The 24,472-nt window shown below is 41.6% G+C and carries 19 protein-coding genes; 6 read left to right on the top strand and 13 right to left on the bottom strand.

Annotated features, from left to right (window positions below; all coding sequences use genetic code 11):
- The first annotated feature begins 88 nt into the window (after nt 1-88).
- Nucleotides 89-3,925, top strand: a complete 3,837-nt coding sequence (gene purL, locus AC07E5_RS14715) for a phosphoribosylformylglycinamidine synthase (protein WP_498625727.1) — start codon at nt 89-91, stop codon at nt 3,923-3,925.
- Between the two features lie 26 nt (nt 3,926-3,951).
- On the opposite strand, the gene AC07E5_RS14720 is transcribed toward purL, so the two are convergent.
- Nucleotides 3,952-4,083, bottom strand: a complete 132-nt coding sequence (locus tag AC07E5_RS14720) for a hypothetical protein (RefSeq protein WP_256732322.1) — start codon at nt 4,081-4,083, stop codon at nt 3,952-3,954.
- A gap of 51 nt (nt 4,084-4,134) precedes the next feature.
- On the opposite strand from AC07E5_RS14720, the gene AC07E5_RS14725 reads away from it, so the two are divergent.
- Together AC07E5_RS14725 and epmA are read left to right on the top strand one after the other, a co-directional pair.
- Entirely contained in the window at nt 4,135-5,202 is a 1,068-nt protein-coding gene (locus AC07E5_RS14725) for a 4-phosphoerythronate dehydrogenase (protein WP_498625728.1), read from the top strand.
- Entirely contained in the window at nt 5,199-6,179 is a 981-nt protein-coding gene (gene epmA / locus AC07E5_RS14730) for an EF-P lysine aminoacylase EpmA (RefSeq protein ID WP_096902381.1), read from the top strand. Before AC07E5_RS14725 ends, epmA begins: the two co-directional genes overlap by 4 nt.
- 170 nt (nt 6,180-6,349) lie before the next feature.
- Here the strand turns inward: epmA and AC07E5_RS14735 are convergent, their stop codons facing one another.
- From AC07E5_RS14735 to ahcY, 6 genes are all read right to left on the bottom strand, one after another.
- Nucleotides 6,350-7,585: a multifunctional CCA addition/repair protein gene (locus AC07E5_RS14735; protein ID WP_004972751.1), complete on the bottom strand. Its 1,236-nt coding sequence runs from the start codon at nt 7,583-7,585 to the stop codon at nt 6,350-6,352.
- Between the two features lie 90 nt (nt 7,586-7,675).
- A complete protein-coding gene (locus AC07E5_RS14740; protein ID WP_180168833.1) occupies nt 7,676-9,955 on the bottom strand; it encodes an NADP-dependent malic enzyme in 2,280 nt (759 codons plus the stop codon).
- 139 nt (nt 9,956-10,094) lie between these two features.
- Complete coding sequence (locus AC07E5_RS14745) at nt 10,095-12,971, bottom strand: EAL domain-containing protein (RefSeq protein WP_498625729.1); 2,877 nt, start codon at nt 12,969-12,971, stop codon at nt 10,095-10,097.
- A 185-nt stretch (nt 12,972-13,156) separates the two neighbouring features.
- A complete protein-coding gene (locus tag AC07E5_RS14750) occupies nt 13,157-13,873 on the bottom strand; it encodes a 16S rRNA (uracil(1498)-N(3))-methyltransferase (protein WP_498625730.1) in 717 nt (238 codons plus the stop codon).
- Between the two features lie 41 nt (nt 13,874-13,914).
- The gene (metF, locus tag AC07E5_RS14755) at nt 13,915-14,751 is read right to left on the bottom strand and encodes a methylenetetrahydrofolate reductase [NAD(P)H] (protein WP_498625731.1); all 837 of its coding nucleotides are present in this window, start codon (nt 14,749-14,751) and stop codon (nt 13,915-13,917) included.
- A 183-nt stretch (nt 14,752-14,934) separates the two neighbouring features.
- On the bottom strand, nt 14,935-16,317 hold the full coding sequence (gene ahcY / locus AC07E5_RS14760; RefSeq protein WP_004972762.1) for an adenosylhomocysteinase: 1,383 nt from the start codon (nt 16,315-16,317) through the stop codon (nt 14,935-14,937).
- Between the two features lie 220 nt (nt 16,318-16,537).
- On the opposite strand from ahcY, the gene AC07E5_RS14765 reads away from it, so the two are divergent.
- Nucleotides 16,538-17,044, top strand: coding sequence for a cysteine peptidase family C39 domain-containing protein (locus AC07E5_RS14765; RefSeq protein WP_498625734.1), 507 nt, complete (start codon nt 16,538-16,540; stop codon nt 17,042-17,044).
- Between the two features lie 90 nt (nt 17,045-17,134).
- On the opposite strand, the gene AC07E5_RS14770 is transcribed toward AC07E5_RS14765, so the two are convergent.
- Entirely contained in the window at nt 17,135-17,647 is a 513-nt protein-coding gene (locus AC07E5_RS14770; RefSeq protein ID WP_004972766.1) for a tetratricopeptide repeat protein, read from the bottom strand.
- A gap of 205 nt (nt 17,648-17,852) precedes the next feature.
- Between AC07E5_RS14770 and AC07E5_RS14775 the strand changes: the two genes are divergently transcribed.
- On the top strand, nt 17,853-18,113 hold the full coding sequence (locus AC07E5_RS14775; RefSeq protein WP_004972768.1) for a hypothetical protein: 261 nt from the start codon (nt 17,853-17,855) through the stop codon (nt 18,111-18,113).
- A gap of 77 nt (nt 18,114-18,190) precedes the next feature.
- Here the strand turns inward: AC07E5_RS14775 and AC07E5_RS14780 are convergent, their stop codons facing one another.
- Complete coding sequence (locus AC07E5_RS14780) at nt 18,191-18,577, bottom strand: carboxymuconolactone decarboxylase family protein (RefSeq protein WP_004972770.1); 387 nt, start codon at nt 18,575-18,577, stop codon at nt 18,191-18,193.
- Nucleotides 18,578-18,788: 211 nt separating this feature from the next.
- A complete protein-coding gene (lipA, locus tag AC07E5_RS14785; RefSeq protein WP_096902386.1) occupies nt 18,789-19,802 on the bottom strand; it encodes a lipoyl synthase in 1,014 nt (337 codons plus the stop codon).
- A 287-nt stretch (nt 19,803-20,089) separates the two neighbouring features.
- Here lipA and sthA point away from each other — a divergent pair, with 287 nt between their 5' ends.
- Nucleotides 20,090-21,505, top strand: a complete 1,416-nt coding sequence (gene sthA / locus AC07E5_RS14790; RefSeq protein ID WP_042068765.1) for a Si-specific NAD(P)(+) transhydrogenase — start codon at nt 20,090-20,092, stop codon at nt 21,503-21,505.
- A 160-nt stretch (nt 21,506-21,665) separates the two neighbouring features.
- Here sthA and AC07E5_RS14795 read toward each other — a convergent pair whose 3' ends face one another.
- The 3 genes from AC07E5_RS14795 to AC07E5_RS14805 all read right to left on the bottom strand — a co-directional run bounded on the left by AC07E5_RS14795 (nt 21,666) and on the right by AC07E5_RS14805 (nt 24,206).
- Entirely contained in the window at nt 21,666-22,622 is a 957-nt protein-coding gene (locus AC07E5_RS14795) for a TauD/TfdA dioxygenase family protein (RefSeq protein WP_131261572.1), read from the bottom strand.
- Between the two features lie 245 nt (nt 22,623-22,867).
- Nucleotides 22,868-23,002 carry a hypothetical protein gene (locus AC07E5_RS14800; protein ID WP_004972778.1) on the bottom strand — a complete coding sequence of 45 codons (135 nt, stop codon included), beginning with the start codon at nt 23,000-23,002 and terminating at the stop codon, nt 22,868-22,870.
- A complete protein-coding gene (locus AC07E5_RS14805; RefSeq protein WP_498625733.1) occupies nt 22,995-24,206 on the bottom strand; it encodes an MFS transporter in 1,212 nt (403 codons plus the stop codon). Before AC07E5_RS14805 ends, AC07E5_RS14800 begins: the two co-directional genes overlap by 8 nt.
- Nucleotides 24,207-24,472 lie beyond the last annotated feature (266 nt).

Genomic DNA, 24,472 nt, shown 5'->3' on the forward strand with positions numbered 1-24,472 from the left:
ATTATGGCATTTCACAGTAGAATATGCGCTCTCTTCAAGTCACATTGTGGCATGGTCCAAAAGATCAGCCCGTGGAGCCAAAATCAGCATGTTTATCGTTGCCGGTGCACCTGCACATTCATCTTTTAAGAAAACTCAACTCTTAAACCGTTTAGCGTCAATGAGTTCTGTTCAATCTTTCGATAGCCAATGGGTTTATTTATTTGACCAAGCGCTCGACGAGCAACAACAGCAATCTGCTTTACAGCTTTTAAACGATGGTGCATCTTTTGAATTACGCCAAGCTGCAAGTGATGAAGTTCAAATTTTAGTGACACCACGTGTGGGCACAATTTCTCCTTGGTCATCAAAAGCAACCGATATTTTTGCCAACTGTAATACGCCTGTACACCGCCTAGAACGCGGTGTTTTGTTTACCTTAAAAGGTATTACAGACGTTTCAAACGAAGTAAAACAAGTATTGCATGACCGCATGACCGAAAGTGTGTTTAACCACATTAACGATGCTGCAGCGTTATTTGTTGAAACTGAACCAAAACCTTTAAATAGCATTGATATTTTGGGTGAAGGCAAAGCGGCATTGGTAAAAGCCAACAGTGAGTTTGGTTTTGCCTTGTCTGATGAAGAAATTGATTATTTAACCGAAGCATTTATCAAGTTAGGCCGTAATCCGCATGACATTGAATTGATGATGTTTGCACAAGCCAACTCTGAGCACTGCCGTCACAAAATCTTTGGTTCTGAATGGACAATTGATGGCGAAGTACAGCCATTGTCATTGTTCCAAATGATCAAAAATACTTATAAAGAATCACCAACAGACGTATTGTCGGCTTACAAAGACAACGCTTCGGTGATTGTTGGTTTTGATACGCAGCGTTTCTATCCGAAAAAAGATGCTGCAACAGGTCACTACGTTTATAAATATAAGAGCCAAGCTGCCCACATTCTTATGAAAGTGGAAACACACAACCACCCAACTGCAATTGCACCATTTGCAGGTGCTGCGACAGGTTCGGGTGGTGAAATCCGTGATGAAGGCGCGACAGGTCGTGGTGGTAAACCAAAAGCAGGTTTAACAGGCTTTACAGTATCGAATTTAAATATTCCTGGTTTTGAACAGCCTTGGGAAGAAAACTATGGCAAGCCTTCACGTATGGCATCGCCATTACAAATTATGATTGAAGGCCCATTGGGCGGTGCAGCGTTTAACAACGAATTTGGTCGTCCTGCGTTAAATGGTTACTTCCGTACTTTCGAGCAAAACGTGAATGGTGAAGTAAAAGGCTTCCATAAACCAATCATGATTGCAGGTGGTTACGGCAACATTCGTCCAGACCATGTCGAAAAAGACCCAATTCAGCCAGGCGATTTATTAATCGTTTTAGGCGGCCCTGCGATGTTGATCGGTTTAGGCGGTGGCGCTGCATCTTCTGTAGATAGCGGAACCATGGGTGAAAATCTTGACTTCGCTTCAGTACAACGTGAAAACCCAGAAATGGAACGCCGTTGCCAAGAAGTGATTGATACATGCTGGCGTTTGGAAGATGCTAACCCAATCGTATCAGTGCATGACGTGGGTGCAGGTGGTATTTCGAACGCAATGCCTGAGTTGGTGAATGATCACGAACTAGGTGCTGTACTTGATTTGCGTAAGATTCCATCTTTAGAACCAGGCATGTCACCAATGGAAATTTGGTCAAACGAAGCGCAAGAGCGTTATGTATTGGCCATCCGTCCAAGTTCTTTAGAATTATTTGAATCAATCTGTGCGCGTGAGCGTTGTCCGTTTGCAGTATTGGGTGAAGCGACAGAAGCGCGTCATTTAACGGTTGAAGATCCACTGTTCAATAACAAAGCTGTAGATATGCCAATGCAGGTCTTGTTAGGTGGTACGCCACGCATGAGCCGTTCTTATGAAAGCATTGAGCGTCAAGGTGATGATTTTGATGCAGCTCAAGTTACTGATCTGAAAGATGCGATTTACCGTGTCATCAAGAATCCAACTGTTGCTTCTAAATCATTCCTAATCACGATTGGTGACCGTTCAATTACAGGTATGGTTGCACGTGATCAGTTGGTTGGCCCATGGCAGGTGCCTGTTGCAGATGCAGCAGTAACCACTACCAGCTTGCAAGGCTTTACAGGTGAAGCAATGGCGATGGGTGAACGTCCACCTGTAGCTTTATTAAACCCTGCAGCATCTGCGCGTTTGGCAGTGGCAGAATCTATTTCCAATATCATGTCAGCCAAAATTGACCAGATCAGCGACATTAAATTATCTGCAAACTGGATGGCAGCAGCAGGTCAAAAAGGCGAAGACCAAGCTTTGTTTGAAGGTGTAAAAGCCATTGGTATGGAAATGTGTCCTGCGCTAGGAATTGCAATTCCAGTAGGTAAAGACTCATTGTCTATGCGTACCACTTGGAATGACGAAGGTGTTGATAAATCTGTAACTTCACCAATGTCAGGTGTAATTACTGCATTTGCACCAGTGACCGATGTACGTAAAACACTAACCCCTGAATTGAAAAATACCGATTCAGTATTGGTACGTATTGACTTGTCTAAAGGTCAGTTCCGTTTAGGCGGTTCAATTTTAGCGCAAGTGTATAAAGCTATTGGTTCAGTAACACCAGATGTCGATAACTTTGACGAATTCAAAGCATTCTTTGCTTTGGTACAAGACTGGAATAACCGTGGCTTGATTCAAGCTTATCACGACATTGGTGATGGTGGTTTATTGGCAACTGTAACAGAAATGATGTTCGCTTCACGTTTAGGTGTGGCGTTAGAAGATCAATCTGTTGCGGCATTGTTTGCTGAAGAAATTGGTGCAGTACTACAAATCTCTAAAGCAGACTGGGCTAACTTAGCTGCTGAAGTTGCTGCATCTACTTTGAAAGATGCGATTTCGGTAGTCGGTACAGTTAATAGCACAGACCAACTTGCTGTAAATGGCTTGGTGCTTGAACGTGCCGATTTGCAAGCGGCTTGGAGTGAAGTATCACACCAAATCCAGCGTTTACGTGACAACTCAGAAACTGCTGATCAAGAATTTGCTTTGATCACAGACAAAAACCACAAAGGCTTAATTGCTCAACCGACATTTGACTTAAATGAGCCAGTTGAAGCGCCATACATCAACACACGTCGTCCTAACATGGTGATTTTACGTGAACAAGGCGTAAACGGTCATGTAGAAATGGCGGCAGCATTTGACAAAGTCGGCTTTAACACCGTTGACGTACACATGAGTGACTTGCTTGCAGGGCGTGTCGATTTAGACGACTTTGAAGGCTTAGTGGCGTGTGGTGGTTTCTCTTACGGTGACGTATTAGGTGCTGGCGGTGGCTGGGCGAAGTCAGTCTTGTTCAACCCGAAATTACGCGACCAGTTTGAGAAATTCTTTAACCGTCAAGAAACGTTCTCACTGGGTATCTGTAACGGTTGTCAAATGTTGTCACAATTAGCACCACTCATTCCAGGTGCAGAAGCGTGGCCACGTTTCCATCGCAATACTTCAGAAGTGTTTGAAGCGCGTAGCGTTAACGTCCGTGTGGAAAAATCAAACTCTGTATTATTGCAAGATATGGAAGGCTCGATTTTACCAATCGCAGTGGCACATGGTGAAGGTCGCGTCGTTGCACCAGAAGCTAATTTGGCAGCCTTGAACGCAGGCAACCAAGTGATTTTACGTTATGTCGATAGCCACGGAAATGCGACTCAACATTATCCAATGAACCCGAATGGTTCGCCAGAAGGTATTTCAGGCGTAACTTCAAAAGATGGTCGTGCAACAATTATGATGCCGCACCCTGAACGTAATTTCCGTGCGCTTCAACTTTCTTGGAAACCTGAAGAATGGACTGAAGATGGTGCATGGTTACGTATGTTCCGCAATGCGCGTAAATTTATTGGTTAAGATTTAACTCGCTTAATCTATAGCAGTCAGCCACCTTCGGGTGGCTGATTTTTTTGCTGTGAATATGCAACTTTTATATAGACGTGCATGTTTCCACCTAAATGAATCGTCGGCTTGCTGTTCAACAATTCTGCATTAATCTCAACAATCATAGTCATCCTAGACAACTCAAGCTATCATAAACAAGCAAACACACATGGGATGGCGTTATGAAAATCATTGCAGATGAAAATCTGGCATATACCGATTATTTCTTTGCAGATTTGGCAGAAATAGAGCACAAGGCTGGACGCCGTCTAACGCATCAAGATGTGCAAGATGCTGATGCGCTGCTAGTTCGTTCCGTCACCCAAGTGAATGCAGCATTGATTCAACAGACCGCGCTTCAATTTATTGGCAGCGCGACCATTGGCACAGACCACCTTGATATCCCAGCCATCGAGCAGCAGGGCATTGCATGGTCAAATGCGGTAGGTTGTAATGCGCAGGCGGTGAGTGAGTATGTGATTACCGCATTGCTTCATCTCGAGCCTGAATTACTACATGCCAATCAAAACTTTAAACTTGGCATTATTGGACTGGGCAATGTCGGCTCTCGCTTGGTCAAAATGGCACAATTATTAGGTTGGGATGTCATCGCATACGATCCATTTGTGCAGTTGCCCAATGTGCAGCAATGTGACTTAGATGCACTATTACAACAGGCAGATGCAATTTCCATTCATGTGCCATTAACAGAAACTGGTGAACATCCTACTCATCATTTAATTAATGCAGCGCGTTTGGCATGTATGAAGCCTCAAGCCATTCTGATTAATTCAGCGCGTGGGCCAGTGGTAGAAGAAGCGGCTTTAATGCAGGATATTCAACATACTCAGCGTTTAGTGGTATTAGATGTTTTTGAATATGAACCTGAAATCTCTGCAGAATTATTAGATTTGCTTGCTTTGGCAACCCCGCATATTGCAGGGTATAGCCTAGAAGGCAAGGCACGCGGCACACAAATGATTTATCAGGCTTTTTGTGAAAATTTTGGTTTAGATGCCACAAAACAATTTGAAACTCAATTGCCAAGCTGCGCGCAATATTTCAAAACCCAAGATTTGAAAAATAGTCTGCATGCACATTTAAGTCAAATTTATGATATTGCACAGGATGATGCCAATTTACGTGCCTGTGTCAAAGCGGGCAAAGTTGAGCAGCAGGCTTTTGATCATTTAAGAAAAACCTATCCTCTGCGTCGTGAATGGGCAGCACACGGAGGCCCGCAAGCATGAGTTCAAATCTCCAATATCAACCAACTTGCGACTTAAACAGCATGCGCGCACGTGCACAATTGTATGCACAAATACGCCAGTTTTTTGCGGAACGTGAAGTACTTGAAGTTGAAACGCCAATTTTGTCACAGGCAGGAGTGACAGATGTACATTTGGCTTCAGTGCAAGCACAGCGCCATGTGCAGGGCAAATTGCATACGCACTATTTACAGACCTCACCTGAATTTGCCATGAAGCGTTTATTGGCCAGTGGTAGTGGTGCTATTTATCAAATTTGCAAAGTCTTTCGTGATGATGAGCATGGACGTAAACACAACAGCGAATTTACCATGTTGGAATGGTATCGTCCCGAATTTAGCCTGAAAGAGCTTATGTTTGAGGTGACAGATTTACTTAATCTGACGTTAAAACAACGCTTTGGCGAAGTACGTCCAACAGTGTTGAGTTATAAACACGCATTTATGGATCGTTTGGATTTAAATCCTTTACAGGCAAGTCTGCAACAATTGAAAGACTGCTGTCATCGTGTGGGTTTGCATCTGGATTTGGGTGATGACCGTCTAGGCTACATCGACCTATTGTTTTCACATTTTGTAGAACCAAGTTTGGGCTTTGATGCTCCTGTATTTTTAACCGATTTTCCACCTGAATTAGCATCTTTGGCTAAAACCAGAACAGATGATGATGGGGAATTGGTCGCAGCCCGTTTTGAGCTATATATCGAAGGTTTAGAGCTTGCCAATGCCTATGATGAATTGATTGATGCTACTGTGCTGCGTTCTCGTTTTGAAGCCGATAATGCAGAACGCGCACAACTTGGTTTACATGTGATGCCAATTGATGAATATTTATTGGCTGCGTTGCCGAACATGCCTGAATGTTCAGGTATCGCCTTGGGCATAGATCGCTTATTGATGATTGCAACTGAGCAGATGCGTTTAGAGCAAGTGATTAGCTTTCCTGCGCAGCTTGCCTAAAAGCAAAAGACAGTTTCTTATTTCAAGAAGGATTTATTTGAGCTAAAAAGCCGTAGCTTCTATATTTTAGAAGATTACGGCTTTTCGATCAGAAATTTAGGCTGACTTAAATAGGTTAAGAATGATAGATCAAAGAACGCATGTAATGACGTTCTATAGACTTAAATAGCCTAAGCAGTAGCAGCCAAGTGACGTGCCTTTAATTGCTCAATCGCTTTAATGCGTCGTTCAATCAGCATTTCACCAATATCGGGGCCTTGGACATCGGCAGGTAAGTCTTGCGCCTTAATGCTGCGTACCACTTGAATCGCTTCCAAAATATAGCTCGCTTGCGGATAGTCACGATCTTCCAAACCTAAACGCCCACGAGAGTCACATTCACAGGCTTGTACAAAGGCTTCTACACGCTCAGGACGACGCAAGACATCCAAACGCTGTAATAAGCGCCATAACGTGCCAGGCTTTAAGCTCAATGCTTGGTGGCATTTTAAATGCTCTTTACATACAGCAAGTGCAAGTTGTTTGGTATTGGTCGGTACGCGCAGGCGTTCACACACTTCCGTTACAGGTCGAATCCCACGTTCTTCATGCATAATGTGCCGTGGTAATTCATCGGCAGGGGTCAAGGCCTTGCCTAAATCATGCAATAACACTGCAAAGCGTACATCGAGTGAGTAATTGGCACGACAGGCTTGTTGTAGTGACATCATGGTGTGCACACCACTGTCAATTTCAGGGTGATATTCAGGACGCTGTGGAATACCGAATAAAGCATCTAATTCAGGAAATAAAACTTTTAAAGCACCACAGGCACGCAATGTTTCAAAATAAACGTCGGCACGTGCTTCCATTAAGGCACGTGAAGTTTCTTTCCATACGCGTTCAGGTGTCAGCGCATGTAACTCACCAGATTCTGCCAACTCTTGCATTAATAACAAGGTTTCAGGTGCAACCACAAAGCCTAAAGCATGATAACGTGCTGCAAAACGAGCAATACGCAGCACCCGTAACGGGTCTTCTACAAAAGCATTGGAAACATGGCGCAGCACTTTATTGCACAGATCTTGCTGTCCACCGTAAGGGTCGTAGACATTGCCATCACTATCCATTGCCATGGCGTTAATGGTTAAATCACGACGGATTAAATCTTCTTCTAAGGTCACGCTTGGGTCGGTATGAAATTCAAAACCGTGATAACCGTGTCCAGATTTGCGCTCAGTGCGAGCAAGTGCATATTCATCTTTGGTTTCAGGATGAAGAAAAACAGGGAAGTCTTTGCCCACAGGTTGAAAGCCTTGAGCCAAAAGTTGTTCGGGCGTTGCGCCAACGACAACATAATCTTTTTCGTGATAGGGATGCCCGAGTAAGTGATCTCGAACTGCACCGCCTACTAAATAAACTTGCATGAAAAAACCTCTATTCTTCAAGCAATCATGCTACAGAATAGAGGTTTTCTCAAGTCTATAATTCTGAGTCAGTCACTCAGAAATATAGGTTTATGCTTTCACTTGTGCTGTTTGTTGAATTTCAGCAACAGTGAGGGCAGTCATATTCACAACACGACGTGTCGTAGCAGTTGGCGTCAAGATATGTACAGGTTTTGCTGCACCTAACAAGATAGGGCCAATCGTAACATTGTTACCTGAAGTCGATTTCAACAAGTTAAATGAAATATTGGCAGCATCTAAGTTCGGCATAATCAACAAGTTTGCAGAACCTTTGAAGCGTGAGTTCGGGAAAGCAAAATGACGGATATTTTCGTCTAATGCTGCATCACCGTGCATTTCACCTTCAACTTCAAGCTCAGGTGCAATCTCACTCAAGATTTCAAAGACTTTACGCATTTTTTGTGCGCTAGAGTCTTGTTGGTCAGAACCAAAACTTGAGTGAGAAAGTAGAGCAACGCGTGGTGTCATACCAAAACGGCGTACTTCTTCAGCCGCTAAAAGTGTCATTTCAGCCAACTGTTCAGCAGTTGGGTTTGTGTTGACATAAGTGTCGGCAATGAACAAGTTGCGATCTTCAAGCATCAATGCGTTAAGGGTAAAGAAGTTAGTACGACCTTCTTTTAGACCAATCACATTTTTTACGAAATCAAGGTGAATATCGTAGCTAGAATAAGTACCACATAACATACCATCGGCTAAACCATGTTTCACTAACATTGCTGCAATGAGGGTAGAGCGACGACGTGCTTCACGCTGCGCGTATTCAGGTGTAACGCCTTTACGCTGCATGATGGTGTAGTAATCATCTGCAAATTTTTCGTAGTTCGGGTTTTTTTCCTGATCTACAATTTCCATATTCACGCCATGTTCCAGACGTAAACCTAGCTTTTTAATGTTCGCTTCAATCACTGAGGTACGACCTACAAGGATTGGTTTAGCCAAGCCTTCATCCACTGCAATTTGTACTGCACGAAGTACGCGTAAGTCTTCACCTTCTGCATAAGCAATACGCTTAGGGTCAGTTTTTGCTTGAGCAAAAATAGGCTTCATCATAAATGCCGAGTTATATACAAACTCAGACAAACGCTGACGGTATGCAGAGAAGTCTTGAATTGGACGACTTGCTACACCTGAATCCATTGCTGCCTGAGCAACTGCAGGTGCAATTTCAAGAATTAAACGCTGATCAAGTGGGCGTGGAATTAAATAGTCACGACCAAATGATGCAGATTTTTCACCATAAGTTGCTGCATCTGCTTCAATGTGTGCCATGCGTGCAATTGCGTGTACACAAGCAATTTTCATTTCTTCGTTGATGGTAGTTGCGCCAACATCTAATGCACCACGGAAAATATACGGGAAGCAAAGTGCGTTGTTAACTTGGTTCGGATAATCCGAACGACCTGTTGCCATAATCACATCTGGACGTACTTCATGCGCATGTTCAGGCAAGATTTCTGGGTCTGGGTTAGCCAAAGCAAAGATAATTGGATTTTCAGCCATTTCTTTGACCATAGCTTTGGTCAAGATACCCGCTGCAGAAAGACCAAGGAACATATCCGCACCGCTAATTACATCAGCAAGTTGCGTTCCTTCAATGTCTTGCATATAGCGTTTTTTCGAGTCATCCAAACCTTCACGTTTGGTGGTGATTAGACCACGCGAATCCGCAACAATGATATTTTCTTTTTTCGCGCCCAATGCACATAACAGGTCTAAACAAGACAGTGCGGCTGCACCTGCACCTGAAGCAACGATTTTGATTTCTTCAATTTTCTTGCCGTTAAGTAACAAGGCATTGAGTAGGGCAGAACCTACAATGATTGACGTACCGTGTTGGTCATCGTGGAACACAGGAATATTCATGCGTTCACGAAGTTTTTGCTCAATGTAGAAACATTCTGGCGCCTTGATGTCTTCAAGGTTGATACCACCAAAAGTTGGTTCTAATGCTGCAACAATATCTACAATTTTGTCTGGATCATTTTCAGCAATTTCGATGTCAAATACATCGACACCAGCAAACTTTTTAAAGAGTACGCCTTTACCCTCCATCACAGGTTTAGACGCCAAAGGACCGATATTACCTAAACCTAATACTGCTGTACCGTTACTAACGACAGCAACCAAGTTACCGCGAGCGGTATAAAGTGCAGCTGTTGAAGGATCACGTTCAATCTCTAAACATGGTGCTGCGACACCTGGTGAGTAAGCGAGCGCTAAGTCACGTTGGTTGACCAGCTGCTTACTTGGAGTAACGCTGATTTTTCCTGGTGTTGGAAATTCATGATAGTAAAGTGCCTGCTGTTTTAATGATTGATCGTCCATCTGAATCCCGTGTGTGACAAGTTGGCCAGCGATGCTGGTGGTTTTTTTATGAATCTTATCGAATATACCATTACTTGCCCCCTTAGCACAGACGTCACTGTTTATTTTTAGAACAAACTTAGAGCTTTTGGGTCTAGTTTCAGATTAAAGAGCGATAAGCGCGCGATACTAAATTGGCTTTTAGAAATTGGGTCGCTTCACTTTCAGGCAAAGGCCTAGAGAATAAATACCCCTGCGCAATATCACAATTTAAATTCTGCAAATATTGCAGTTGTTGCTCAGTTTCAATCCCTTCAGCCACCACACTCATGCCCATGGCTTTGCCCATAGCAATCATGGCACTAACAATGGCTTCTTGTTTGGTATTCCCAATTTTAGAAACAAAGCTACGGTCTATTTTTAAACTGTCAATTGGGAAGTCTGTTAAGTAAGAAAGTGAAGAATAGCCTGTACCAAAATCATCTAAGGCGATATGAATATCACGTTGTTTAATTTCATCTAATAAAGACTTCACGGTTGTGGAGTTTTCCACTAAAGAGGATTCGGTAATTTCTAATTCTAAGCTTGCACCTGAAATTTGATAGGTATTAATCGCATCATCTAAATCTTGCAGCAATTGACCACGTTGCAGTTGTTGTGCAACTACATTAACCGATACTTGGATATGATCAAAACCTAACAGATTCCATTCACGAATTTGCTTGGCAGTTTGTTGAATTACAACCCGACCAATATCGGAAATTAAACTGGTTTGTTCTGCAATAGGAATAAATAGGTTGGGTGGAATAATGCCTTTGGTTGGATGCTGCCAGCGCACCAATGCTTCAAACCCGATCACCTGATAATTATGGAAATCAATTTTAGGTTGATAATATACAATTAATTCATCATTTTTAATGGCTTGGCGTAAGTCACGCTCTAAATGTACATCCTGCTCTAGCAGTTTGGTGTTGTCTAAAGTGTAATATTTAATGGTATTGCCACCTAAACGCTTAGCCTCAGACAAGGCTTGTTCAGCACAATTATTTAGATAATCCAACTGGCGTCCATGTTCAGGATAGAGGGAAACCCCCATCGATAGGGTAATAATATGTTCTTGTCCCTGTACATTAAACGGCAAATTAAAGGCTTTGGTGATACGTTCACAGTGCTCTTCGATTGAAGGGCGAATATGAGAAATTTCATAAACAATTGCAAAATCATCGCCATTTAAGTGTGCAACAAACAGCGCTTCGGCATTGGTGATACGTAAACGCTGCGCCACTTGACGGAGTAATTCATCGCCACCATTATTGCTTAAATATTCATTTAAAGGTCTGAAACGGTCAATATTGAGTCGAATGACCGCCAATTGCTGCAATGAATCTTGCTGTGAAATAAGATATTGATGTAGTTGATAATTATAATAAAAACGATTGGGGAGATCGGTCAGCGCATCATAATTTTCTAAATAGGATAAACGCTGTTCTTGTAGTTTATGTTCGGTTAAATCAGACACAATTCCTATATAATTAATAATACGGTTTTGCTCATCTTTGACTGCATTGATATGCAAACGAACTTCTAATTCTTTTCCTGAGCGGAATTTTATACTCTTTTCAGTATGATATTCACCCTTGTTGAGTAATTGTTGAACAATTTCCTCTTGTGTCATGCGTGGATTTGCTTTGTTGGATTTGACTAAATCAAACAGATATTTGCCTAAAATATGGTCACGTTTAAATCCGCTCATTTGAGCATAGAATGGGTTGGCTTCAATATAACGTAAGTTTTCATCTAAAATAAAAATACCTTCGGCTGCCTGTTCAAGTACGCTGGCAGTGAGTTTTAAGCGCTCTTGTCCAATTCGTTCTTGGTGAATGTCACGGCGAACCCCGACCATGCGTAAAGGTTTATTGGTGACAGGATCACGCTCAATTACCCGCCCAATATCTTGCACCCAATACCATTGACCTGAATTATGTTGAATGCGATAAGTGGCTTGATAGCGTTCTGTCTGACCACGTAAATGCTCTTTCATGGTTTGATGAAGGTGTGCAATATCATCACGGTGAATTAATAGCTGTAATTTATTCAGATGCTTTTTGGAATTTTTTAAACGAGTTTGCTGTGAGCCAGTGCCAAAGACAATCCTTCTTTCTCGGATATTCCAGTCCCACGCTTTAATACCTGCGGCTTCATGTGCCAAAATTAAACTATGTTGTTGATTGATTAAGTGTAGATGGGTTTGTTCTAAGTCAAAGGTACGTTCTCTAATTTTTTGTTCCAGCATTTGATTGTTAAATTGCAGTTGTAATTCAATATCTTTAGATTTGTTCATTTCCACTTGCAATTGTTGGCGGAGTTGATCTGTCCAGTCAACTTGTTGCTCTGCGGCTTTTTTTAATTGGTCGTTTTTAAAATAGACGCTCGATAAACGACGATGCATGTGCATTGAAGTATTGGCACAAATCAGTAAGGTAATTAAGGCAAAATTTGTCGCGAGAAAAAAGAAAGCGGAAGTTTCGGAGTGAACTAAAAACTGTGCGGCAATATAGGGTGTGATCACTGGAATGAATACCCAGCAAAAATAACTCAAGCGCTGCGTTAAAAAGGTGAGGGCAAAGGTTTGACTCACAATAATTAATAAGGTCGCTAAAATAATCGCTTCATAGTTGCTCAGTTCAGGGTTTTGCTGAGGTAAAAAGTAATACAGTAAACTTACCCCAACCGCGATTGCTGTTCCAATCAAGAAACACACCAATTTTAACCAACGATGTGCTTGTTGGAGTTGATATTGTCCCGCTTTAAAGTGAACTGCTGTGAGCAGTAAACACGAACCAATGGTCAGTTCAGTGAGAATAAACCAGATATTGAGGTAGGGTGATGAATGTGAGAAAGAAATTTGATAAATAAAAAACACATACAGGCAAACAATCAGGATGCTGACCAAAAAGAATCGAATAAGCCGAATGGTATTGGTGATTTGCGCAGCATCTAAGTATTGCTGCAACAATTCATCTTGAGCGTCTGACATACTTCCCCAAAATCTAGTTAAATGATTCCATCATTTATATTTTTAAATAACATCACTTTCATGCATAAAATATTGCTGTTTTGTGTTTAAATTTATGCAAATTTTTTAATATATTGTTCGAGATTAATCCTGTACTTTATAAATTGCAATGTTATTGGCAATCGATTTCTGTAAAAACGGATAAATTACTCAGCCAAGCGATAATTTAAGAGAGCTAAAGCAACCACAGGTGCGGTTTCAGTGCGTAATACCCGAGTACCAATACACCAGTTTTGAAAGCCAACCGCATTGGCAGCGCTAATTTCTGTTTCGCTTAAACCACCTTCAGGCCCAATTAATAAAGCCAAATCTTTACTGGCATTGTTTAGTACATCTACTTGATCTTTATTCGGTGCTAACACTAGTTTGGTGGCAGGAAGGTCGCTATTCAGCCAGTCCTCTAAACGTAGTGGGGCTAAAATTTTCGGTACGATATTCATGCCACATTGTTCACAGGCTGCAATGGCAATGCCTTGCCAATGATCTAATTTTTTTTGATCGCGGTCATATTTTAAGCGCATTTCACAGCGTTCAGAGGTGAGCAACTGAATGTTAGTTACGCCAAGCTCTACCGCTTTTTGAATCGCATAATCCATACGATCGCCTTTGCTCATTACTTGTCCTAATAAGGCGCTAAAGCTTGGGATGCGATTGTCTGGATTAAAACTTTTAATCTGCACTTGCGCTGTTTTTTTGGTAACTTCAACCAGTTCCACTTCATATTCACCACCTTGCCCATTGAACAAGGTGGCGGTTTCACCGACTTGTGCGCGTAGTACTTTCACCCAGTGATGAAATACTGTTTCAGTCAGTTCAACTTGTGTATCTACTGCTAATTCAGCCTCAATATAAAAACGGGGCATAGGGATTACTCGTTCAAGTCAATAAATATGAAAAATACAGCTTAAGCCAAACCAAGATCTGTCACTAATTGACGAGTCGGTTCGGTGTTGTTCATGGTGTAAAAATGCAAACTTGGTGCACCACCTGCAATCAGGCGTTCGCACAGTTTAATAATCACTTCATGACCAAAGGCTTTGATTGAAGCTGTGTCATCACCATAAGTTGCCAATTGTTTGCGAATCCAACGTGGAATTTCCGCACCTGTGCCATCTGCGAAGCGAATTAAATTGCTGGCATTAGTAATTGGCATAATGCCGGGTGCAACAGGAATATTCACACCTTGTTTTTGAATACGTTCTACAAAGTAGAAGTACGCATCTGGATTGAAAAAGAACTGCGTGATGGCAGCATTAGCACCTGCATTTACTTTGGTGACAAAGTTTTTAATGTCTTGATCAAAGTGATCGGCTTGTGGATGCATTTCAGGATAAGCCGCAACTTCAATGTGAAAATGATCACCTGAATGTTCACGAATAAAACGCACTAAGTCAGAGGCATACGGCAACTCACCCAAACCTACTTGACCTGAAGGTAAATCACCACGTAAAGCCACAATGCGGTCAATACCTTGTGCCTTATAAATATCAAGCAATTCAGCGATTCGCGTTTTGTCATCACCAATACAAGACAGGTGCGGCGCTACAGGTGTGCCTTTGCCATTGAAGTCGCTAATGGTCGATAAAGTACGTTCACGAGTAGAACCACCTGCACCATAAGTGATAGAAAAAAACTCTGGATTTAAAAGTTGTAATTCTTGATGCACAACTTTGAGTTTTTCTGCACCTACATCGGTTTTAGATGGGAAAAATTCAAATGAAATAGGAACTTGTTTGGTCATGATTAAATCCTTGTTATAAATACTTATTTATATTTTTTCACCTCTCCTAAATCCTCTCTTGCGCTGGGTTTAAAAGCAGTGCTTTAAACTTGCTCAGGAGAGGACTTACCCTCGAATACATTCATTAAACAATGAATCATTCCCTCTCCCTATGAGAGAGGGTTAGGGAGAAGGATTAAAAACTTAGTATTTATAAGCATCCGATTTAAACGGACCTTCAACAGCTACACCTAAGTAGTCCGCTTGTACTTGAGTCAATTGTGTTAATACACCACCAAAACCAGCAACCATTGCAGCAGCAACTTCTTCGTCTAGTTTTTTCGGTAAGATTTCAACACGAATTGCCGCTTGTTTTTGATCGGCAGGAAGATCGGCAAATTTCTCTGCAAATAAGTGCATTTGTGCCAATACTTGGTTAGCAAATGAACCATCCATAATACGTGATGGGTGACCTGTTGCGTTACCCAAGTTCACTAAACGACCTTCAGAAAGCAAGATTAAATAATCGTTTTCGTTTTCTGAACGATACACTTGGTGTACTTGTGGCTTCACTTCAACCCACTTATAACCACGTAAGTAGTTGGTGTCGATTTCAGTATCGAAGTGACCAATGTTACATACAACAGCGCCTGCTTTAAGTGTATCTAGCATTGCTGCGTCGCACACGTGATAGTTACCTGTTGTAGTCACAATCAAGTCAGTATTTTCTAAAAGCTCTAGGTTGACGTCTGCTTTATTGCCTGTTTGTACGCCATTCTTGTACGGAGATACAACTTCGTAACCATCCATACATGCTTGCATTGCACAAATTGGGTCAATTTCAGAAACACGAACAATCATGCCTTCTTGACGTAAAGATTGTGCAGAACCTTTACCTACATCACCATAACCAATAACCAATGCACGACGACCAGACAATAACATGTCTGTACCACGTTTAATCGCATCGTTGAGTGAGTGACGGCAACCGTATTTATTGTCGTTTTTAGATTTAGTCACAGAGTCGTTGACATTAATTGCAGGCACTTTTAAAGAACCATCTTTCCACATTTCAATTAGACGTTGTACGCCCGTAGTGGTTTCTTCTGTAATGCCGTGAATGCGCTCTAATAATGCAGGATATTTCTCGTGAACGAGTGCAGTTAAGTCACCGCCATCGTCCAAAATCATGTTGGCATCCCATGGTGTGCCATTAACATTAATTTGTTGTTCAAGACACCATACATATTCTTCTTCAGTTTCGCCTTTCCAAGCAAAAACAGGCACACCTGAAGCAGCAATTGCTGCAGCAGCGTGGTCTTGAGTAGAGAAAATGTTACAAGAAGTCCAACGAACTTCTGCGCCCAATTCAACTAGCGTTTCAATTAAAACAGCAGTTTGAATGGTCATGTGGATACAGCCGAGAATTTTCGCGCCTGCAAGAGGTTTTGCAGCTGAGTAGCGCTTACGCAAACCCATAAGAGCTGGCATTTCTGCTTCTGCAAGTTTGATTTCTTTACGACCAAAATCAGCTAGTGTGATATCGGCAACTTTATAATCTGTAAATGAAGCATTAACCGCGTTCATCACGATCTCCTTATAAAAAACAATTGATCATTCAGTTCGCGGATGCCGTTTCTTGCATAGCAAACGCGTTGCTATGCTGGTCGAGCCTGGCGATTTTACATTTCGTGCCTGTAAAACGTCGCAGCATCCCTCGACTAGCGCGATATTGTACTTGGAAATTGATTCAGTTCCAATCATGTTTTGTTTATTATCACTACAAACATATTTTTGAGATTGAATGATGGCTTTAGAGCTTCCTCAAGAGTTGGCAAATTTAGAAGCCAACGGCGGGATTTACGCAGTGTGGATGTTGCTACGACACTTAGGAATTGATGCCGATATTCAACAATTGATTGAAGTGTGTGGTTATACGCCAGAGCAGGGCACAACCACAATTGGTTTGGCTGATGGACTGAAAAAGTTTGGCTTTAATGTGCAGTTTTATACTGACCCTGACCCAGATTTACAAGATGCAGAAAAGTTAAGTTATGCCGAAGCTGAACAGCTTAAATTGCCTGTATTGGCGGCAATCGGCTATCAGCAAATTCAGCACGCATTTGATGAAAATAAATTTGTAATTGTCTACTACGACACTTTAGAAGGCGTGGGCAATCACTCATTGCTATATTCTATTGATGATGCTGAAATTTGTTTCTTTGACAGTTTTGAGCCGATGCCTGCGGCTGTGTTTGAACAACAGCGTCAGCAAGAGGGCATTTGCAGACAAGTAATTGTGGTCGAAGTCTAAGTGTTATTCAAAGTCTAAGCTTTATTCAATGACGATTCGAGTCATGCAAAAAATTGTCTAGCCCATCAATTGATTGGCTAGACAAAGGGATTACTCCGCTGCGTCTGCTTTTTGTGTCCAATATTCAGCTTTATTTTCGTCAGCATCTACACCCAAAGCATTTGCATAAATAAAAGCAAGGTCACGCATGGCTTGTACTTCGCCCAATTCTGCTGCTTGCTGTACCAATGCCACAGAGCGAGCGACATCTTGTTCAACCACATCACCACGACGGTAGTAGCCTGCCAACTCTAAAATAGCGGCAGGGTGTTGTGCATCACTGGCTTTTTTGAGCCAGACAAAAGCATCTTCAAAATGTTGTTTGGCATCTTCAGGGTCATCTTCTAGAACATCTTTGGCATATACGGTATAGCCTTCACCAAGCCAATACATGGCTTCGATATGTCCGTTTGCGGCAGCTTTGAGCGCCCATTGTTCGGCAAGTTCAATATCTTCATTAAAATCGCTTTGCATATACAGCACCGCCATTTCAAATTGGGCATCGGCTTGTCCTGCAATGGCGCGGTTCATTAGCGCAGGGGAGATTGAAACAGATTCTGACATAATGTCATCCAGCAAAATTACAACATAAGATTGTGCGATAGCCTAAAAGGTCTGCTGGGAAAAAGCCATCTTCGGTGTGATTTTTTTAAAAAATTAGGGTTAATTGATCATGCGTTTATGCAGACAATAACAAAAAATCACTTGAGCCATATCGTCAAGTTTCAATATGCTGAATCTTAAACATGGTCATAATGAGAACAATAAGATGGCAAATTTTTTAACTGCTGAACAAGCAAAAGTTTATTCAGATCATGCCAAGCTAGATATTGAATTATATAAGCAGCGTTTGGCGTCTTTAATCGAAGAGAATGCCAAGCAGGGCAATACCGCAGTTTTTACTGTGCTGCCAAAACATTTACCTTTAGAAGATATTCGAAATTTATCGGCACAGCTGACTGATTTGGGTTATCAGGTGCGCTTTGAGTTAAATGAGTTCTTTTATAGCTTTAATGTGTATTGGATTTAAAACTCAACTCTACCGACATTTCACCAAATAGTTTTAGTGAAATGTCGAGCGTTTATATTTTTTGATTTAGATTGCGTTTAAGTATTTGCAGTATGTTCTGCCAAAACTTCCAAAGCTGCGCGAAAAGCTTCCTGAGTTGCAGGTGCGCCACAATAAGGCAAGCTGTGTAACAAGACTTCCTGAATTTCTTCGACACTTGCCCCGTTATTTAGCGCACCACGAATATGTCCTTTAAGCTCTGTCGGGCTTTTTAAAGCAGTTAAAAAGGCGATAGTAATTAAGGAACGATATTTGCGTGGTAACACACCTTCACGTTGCCAAGTTGAACCCCATGCATGTTCATTAATCCAGTCCTGCAAAGGTTGGGTAAATGGTACAGTGTTGTCCTGTGCGCGTTTTACAAAGCTTTCGCCCATGACTTCAGTGCGAACTTTTAAGCCATTGTCATAGTCTTGTTGTGACATTTTACTATCCCTGTTTTATTGTTTGAGCTCGGTGTATAGATTAAGTGCATAGATTAACAATTTATGGCGATGACACCATGCGCACTTGGTCGTAGACCATCAAAAAATATTCACATCTATCTATTTTTAATATATCCACAAGGTATAAAAAACCCCGAACATAAAGTCGGGGCTGTTTTAGCTTTATCGCAAATTTTGAAATAAGCGAGTGTTAAGCTTCAATGGTTTGCACGCTAATTTTTTTAGCAGGGTCGGCTTTACGACGTACTGTTGGTACAGGTTCACCATAATATTGACGGTCTGCAAAATAACTTGAACGTACCATTGGCGCAGCCCAAATATTTTTAAAACCTAACTTTTGACCATGCGCTGTATAACGCTCAAATTCTTCAGGTGTTACAAAGCGGTCAATTGGCGCATGTTCTTTAGATGGCTGTAAATATTGACCAATGGTCACATAATCTACATCGTGCGCTTTAAGATCATCTAACAGTGCAATAACTTCTTCTTCAGATTCTCCAATACCTACCATCAAACCGCATTTGGTTGGAATATCTGGGCAATATTCTTTAAACATTTTCAGCAAGTTCAAAGAGTGCTGATAGTCTGAACCCGGACGCATGGCTTTATATAAGCGTGGCACAGTTTCAATGTTGTGGTTAAAAACATCTGGCGGACATTCGGTCATAATGCGTAGTGCAATATCCATACGACCACGGAAGTCTGGCACCAAAATTTCTAACAACGTATTTGGGCTTAAAGAGCGGGCTTCTTTAATACAATCGACAAAATGTTGTGCACCACCATCTAACAAGTCATCACGGTCTACAGAGGTGATCACGGCATATTTTAAGCCTAAGTTGGCAATGGTTTCTGCCATGTGACGAGGTTCTTCAGGATCTAGTGCATTTGGACGACCATGCGCAACATCACAGAACGGGCAGCGACGGGTACAAATATCACCCATGATCATAAAGGTTGCTGTACCACCACCAAAGCATTCTGGAAGGTTTGGACAAGCGGCTTCTTCACAAACGGTGTGCAATTTTTGCTGACGCAAAGTGGTTTTAATACGTTGAACTTCTTCTGGTGCCGTCATTTTGACCCGAATCCAGTCAGGTTTACGAGGCGTTTCAACCGTAGGAACAACTTTTACAGGAATACGTGCGACTTTTTCAGCACCACGAAGTTTGACACCCTGTTCTGGTTTACGGTTTGCAGACATATTCAACTTTTCCACTGTTTTTGAAAGGGGAGAGATTTAGTGTAGGCTAGATTTTACGTGAAATAGAGTCTGATTAAACCGAATCTAAGTGCAAAAGTAAAATGTCACCTTAACTTCATCATAAGACGGTTATTATAACGAAATTGTGCTTAAATTGGGTAAAAACGATATTCATATAAAAAATGTGGTTATCACGTAATATATGCACAGTAAATACAGAAAATTCAAAAGATTTACGTCATAATATAGCCCATTGAAAAGACAGATTTAAAGAAAAGGAGCGTTGAATGCCACGTAAAAAAGAGGTCGTTAGTGGAACTTTCGTGAAGTACGATGCGGTTGTTCTCGGTTCAGGCCCTGCGGGTGAAGGCGCGGCAATGAAACTTGCCAAATCTGGTAAGCGTGTTGCGATTGTAGATGTTCGTGAGCAGCTTGGCGGTAACTGTACCCATGTGGGTACCATTCCAAGTAAAGCATTGCGTCAGACAGTGTCGAATATTATCCGTTATCGCCGTGACCCAATGTTTAAAAAAATGGGCGATTGGCGTCAGTTCACCATGAAGCAAGTGTTGCAAAGTGCGCATAAAGTTATTCAGCAGCAAGTTGAAACGCACTCTCGCTTTTATGACCGTAATGAAATTGCGATTTATCATGGTCGTGCTTATATCCAAGATAAAAATACGGTCTTGGTATTTGGTGCAGATGGCATTAAAGAAACCATTATGTGTCAGCAAATTGTGATTGCGACAGGTAGCCGTCCATATCGTCCAGAAATGTTGGATTTCAACCATCCACGTGTATTTGATTCAGACAAAATTTTGGATTTGGATTTCTCTATTCAAAAAATTATTATTTATGGCGCGGGTGTGATTGGTTGTGAATATGCATCCATCTTCATTGGTTTAGATCATAAAGTTGATTTGATTAATACTCAGCACAAATTGCTCAGCTATTTGGATGATGAAATTTCAGATGCCTTGTCATATCACTTGCGTGCGCAAGGGGTGCTGATTCGCCACAATGAGCAAATTGATCATTTAGAAACTTTTGATGATCACGTGGTTTTATATTTGCAAAGTGGCAAGAAAATCAAAGCCGATGCGATTTTGTGGTGTAACGGTCGTTCGGGTAATACCGATGGTTTAGGTTTAGAAAACGTAGAACTTAAACCAAACAGCCGTGGTCAATTAACGGTGAATGATCAATATCAAACCGAAGTAGAGAATATTTATGCTGCGGGCGATGTAATTGGTTGGCCTTCGTTAGCATCAGCTGCCTATGACCAAGGTCGTTGCGCGGGTGCAAATATGAGTGGCGAAGAAAATGTTGCGCCTGTGACCGATATTCCAACAGGTATTTACACCATTCCAGAAATTTCTTCGATTGGTAAAACTGAGCAGGAATTGACGGAAGAAAAAATTCCTTATGAAGTTGGTCAGGCATCTTTCCGTCATTTAGCGCGTGCGCAAATTACGGGTGATACAGTGGGTGAATTGAAGATTTTATTCCACCGTGACACTTTAGAAGTATTGGGTGTGCATTGCTTTGGTAATAATGCGGCAGAGATTATCCACATTGGTCAGGCGGTGATGAACAGCCCGAACAATACCATTAAGTATTTTGTGGAAACCACATTCAACTATCCAACCATGGCGGAAGCGTATCGTGTGGCGACCTTGAATGGGATGAATCGTTTATTCTAAGTTGCTGCAATATTGCTTAAAGTTCATTAAAAAAGAACCCGTAAAGTTTAGGCTTTACGGGTTTTCTTATTCTAAGTTGTTCGTTTGTTATTTTAGTTTTGGCGCATCTTTTTATTTGAGTCCAATAGTGGCGTGCTGCCTTTTAACATGAGTAGCAAGATTAAAATGGCCGGCTACCCGCCAAACTTATTCTTTTAAGTAAGCGCCGTTGCTCGGCAGGGAATGGCTCCCTAGAGTGTAAGGTCACTTGATTGTCCCAAAATACCAAATCCCTTTGTTCCCAATGATGCGTGTAGCGGAAGGCTGGCTTTAAAATATGTGCGCGGAGCCGAGCAATTAATTCACTACCTGCCTGATCGTCATAATTGAGCAACTCAACTTCAGAATGGGTGTTCAGCCAAAGGGCTTTACGTCCAGTTTCAGGATGGACTCTCACCAAAGGGTGTGGATAGCCATGACCAACAATAGGTTGATCATGAAAACGATACAGCGGCGAATTACCATAGCTACCCGTTGCAGTCGTATTTTGCGCACGAACAAAAGGGTTGTATGTAATGAGTTGAAGGTGATTAATTTCCGCTTTGGTGGTTTCATCTAAGGCATCGTAGGCTTTAATGGTGTTGTACCACGTAGTTTGTCCGCCTTGTTTTGGAATTTCTATGGCATACAGCAGCGAGGCAAAAGAGGGTAGAGGTGTCCATTGATGGTCTGCATGCGGTTTGAGTTCTGCATGTCCCGTATAATCACCTTGTCCAACAGCATTAGATACCGGTACAACATCGGGCGGTGTGCCTGTGTCGGCTTGACTGCCTAAAACAGGATTGTCTGAACTTGGACGGAAAATAGAACCAAAGTAACTGGCAAATGCTAAATACTGTAAATCATCTAGCTGTTGTTGTTTAAAAATCAAAACTAGATGTTGTGCCAAAGCTTGTTTTAGACGATAAATTGTTGCCCCTGTTTGGGATTTTTTCGTATCTAGTCCTGTCACGACAGCACCTAAGGCAGCACCTGCTAAAGGTTGTATTTGAATATCATTAGGATTTTGTAATGAATCGGCTTGATGCCAACGTGGTGCATCATGAATCGCTTGAGAAAGTGGGCTTAGACTGCTCATTGGGTTTTACTCTTTCTTGGTATATGGTCAAGAAAATTTAAGTAAAAACAGCCATCAGATAAAATTAAAAGAAATGCTAAGCTTATGAAAAATATTATCTTTTTAAATAAATGTTTGATCTTGAACCATTTAACTTATTTTGCATAGATTTGCTGTTTAAATGCAATCTAGTCAATGGAGCAAGTTATATAAGTTACTCCTTCAGTATTGAATACATTGATAAAGAGATCGAGTGACGCAGACAATTAATGTGCGCAGAATGCCTGATTAAAATACTCAAACAGTTGAGGCGTTTGCATCCATAAAAAAATTGAAAAGACGAGCAGGGCAATAACCGCCAGCGCGAGCAGCACTTTAAAATTAAATAAAGAATTAGTCATGAATGACGTGCTCCTCATTGACCCAGAAATGCACCAAGACCGCAAACGCACTTAAAGCAATAGAAACAATCCAGATAGCATTATAGTTACCTGTCAGATCGTGGTTTAAACCGCCAAGCCATCCACCAAAAAATGAGCCGACTTGGTGTGTAAAAAACACAATGCCACTGAGCATGGTCAGGTATTTAATCCCAAACATATTGGCCACAATACCATTGGTTAAAGGCACTGTAGATAACCACAACAAACCCATAATGATCCCGAATGCATAAATTGTCCAGATGCTTAAAGGCAGGATTAAAAAGGCGATAATGGCAATACCGCGTAGTCCGTAAAGCCACATCAGCAAGTGTGGTTTGGAATAGCGACCACCTAACCAACCCGCCGTATAAGTGCCTACAATATTAAATAAACCCACGAGTGCTAGAAAAACTGTGCCTGTGGTTGCATTAAAGCCATGATCGATTAAGTAGCTAGGTAAGTGAATCCCGATAAACACCACTTGAAAACCACAGACAAAAAAGCCCAAAGCTAAAAACCAAAAGGGTTTATGGTTTTTGGCAATCACCAAAACTTGTTTAAAGCCTAAAGCGGGTTGGCTGACTGAACTTGCATTAGGGTTTTGATACATGGGTGCTTTGAGCATCCATGCCAAAGGAACAATCAAGACAATTAAAATCGCACTGACAATTAATGCGCCCGACCAACCTACACTTTGTAATAACAATAAGGTCGATGGCAACATGATAAATTGCCCAAACGAGCCTGCAGCACTGGCAATACCCATTGCAAGGCTACGCTTTTCTGGAGGAGCAGCGCGACCTACTGCAGAAAGTAGCACAGGGAAAGAGGTTGCAGAAAGTGCCAAACCTAAAATTAAACCCACACTTAAATTTAGCAATAAGCCTGTCGAGCTGACGGCCATGAGCAATAAGCCGAGTGCATACAGTGCGCCACCAACTGCAACTACAATTTTACTACCGTATTTGTCTGCAAAAGCACCTGTAATGGGTTGGACTGCACCCCAAATGAGGTTTTGCATAGCAATGGCTAAACTAAAAATATTATGTCCCCAGCCAAATTCATGGCTCATTGGCACAAGGTATAAGCCAAAGGCATGTCGAACACCAAGTGACAATGCCAAAATAATGGCACTTCCAATTAACATGTAAATCAGAGGTTTGGAAAATTGAGCATTCAACATAAAGCATCCAACAACAGCATACAGACTGCTATGGTAATCGATTCAGCTCAAGAGCGCGATAAAATAAAATTCATCAAATGATAAAATTGAGTTATAGATATTAGTTTGAATATTCTAAGCAAAAAATGATCATGAGCTACGTAAGCGTCCGCTGAACACACCTTCTGAATTCATCCTATAAGCCTTAATTTAGTCCCCACTTAGAAACAAGTGGGGACTTAAATTTATGACTACAAATAATCAGACATCCATCGCATCTCTTGCGA

This window comes from Acinetobacter seohaensis (assembly GCF_056431365.1).

What these genes read in the sequence shown, in the direction of transcription:
- purL (WP_498625727.1), top strand. Translation starts at nt 89, where the DNA reads ATGTTTATCGTTGCCGGTGCACCTGCACATTCATCTTTTAAGAAAACT.
- AC07E5_RS14720 (WP_256732322.1), bottom strand. Translation starts at nt 4,083, where the DNA reads ATGACTATGATTGTTGAGATTAATGCAGAATTGTTGAACAGCAAGCCG.
- AC07E5_RS14725 (WP_498625728.1), top strand. Translation starts at nt 4,135, where the DNA reads ATGAAAATCATTGCAGATGAAAATCTGGCATATACCGATTATTTCTTT.
- epmA (WP_096902381.1), top strand. Translation starts at nt 5,199, where the DNA reads ATGAGTTCAAATCTCCAATATCAACCAACTTGCGACTTAAACAGCATG.
- AC07E5_RS14735 (WP_004972751.1), bottom strand. Translation starts at nt 7,585, where the DNA reads ATGCAAGTTTATTTAGTAGGCGGTGCAGTTCGAGATCACTTACTCGGG.
- AC07E5_RS14740 (WP_180168833.1), bottom strand. Translation starts at nt 9,955, where the DNA reads ATGGACGATCAATCATTAAAACAGCAGGCACTTTACTATCATGAATTT.
- AC07E5_RS14745 (WP_498625729.1), bottom strand. Translation starts at nt 12,971, where the DNA reads ATGTCAGACGCTCAAGATGAATTGTTGCAGCAATACTTAGATGCTGCG.
- AC07E5_RS14750 (WP_498625730.1), bottom strand. Translation starts at nt 13,873, where the DNA reads ATGCCCCGTTTTTATATTGAGGCTGAATTAGCAGTAGATACACAAGTT.
- metF (WP_498625731.1), bottom strand. Translation starts at nt 14,751, where the DNA reads ATGACCAAACAAGTTCCTATTTCATTTGAATTTTTCCCATCTAAAACC.
- ahcY (WP_004972762.1), bottom strand. Translation starts at nt 16,317, where the DNA reads ATGAACGCGGTTAATGCTTCATTTACAGATTATAAAGTTGCCGATATC.
- AC07E5_RS14765 (WP_498625734.1), top strand. Translation starts at nt 16,538, where the DNA reads ATGGCTTTAGAGCTTCCTCAAGAGTTGGCAAATTTAGAAGCCAACGGC.
- AC07E5_RS14770 (WP_004972766.1), bottom strand. Translation starts at nt 17,647, where the DNA reads ATGTCAGAATCTGTTTCAATCTCCCCTGCGCTAATGAACCGCGCCATT.
- AC07E5_RS14775 (WP_004972768.1), top strand. Translation starts at nt 17,853, where the DNA reads ATGGCAAATTTTTTAACTGCTGAACAAGCAAAAGTTTATTCAGATCAT.
- AC07E5_RS14780 (WP_004972770.1), bottom strand. Translation starts at nt 18,577, where the DNA reads ATGTCACAACAAGACTATGACAATGGCTTAAAAGTTCGCACTGAAGTC.
- lipA (WP_096902386.1), bottom strand. Translation starts at nt 19,802, where the DNA reads ATGTCTGCAAACCGTAAACCAGAACAGGGTGTCAAACTTCGTGGTGCT.
- sthA (WP_042068765.1), top strand. Translation starts at nt 20,090, where the DNA reads ATGCCACGTAAAAAAGAGGTCGTTAGTGGAACTTTCGTGAAGTACGAT.
- AC07E5_RS14795 (WP_131261572.1), bottom strand. Translation starts at nt 22,622, where the DNA reads ATGAGCAGTCTAAGCCCACTTTCTCAAGCGATTCATGATGCACCACGT.
- AC07E5_RS14800 (WP_004972778.1), bottom strand. Translation starts at nt 23,002, where the DNA reads ATGACTAATTCTTTATTTAATTTTAAAGTGCTGCTCGCGCTGGCGGTT.
- AC07E5_RS14805 (WP_498625733.1), bottom strand. Translation starts at nt 24,206, where the DNA reads ATGTTGAATGCTCAATTTTCCAAACCTCTGATTTACATGTTAATTGGA.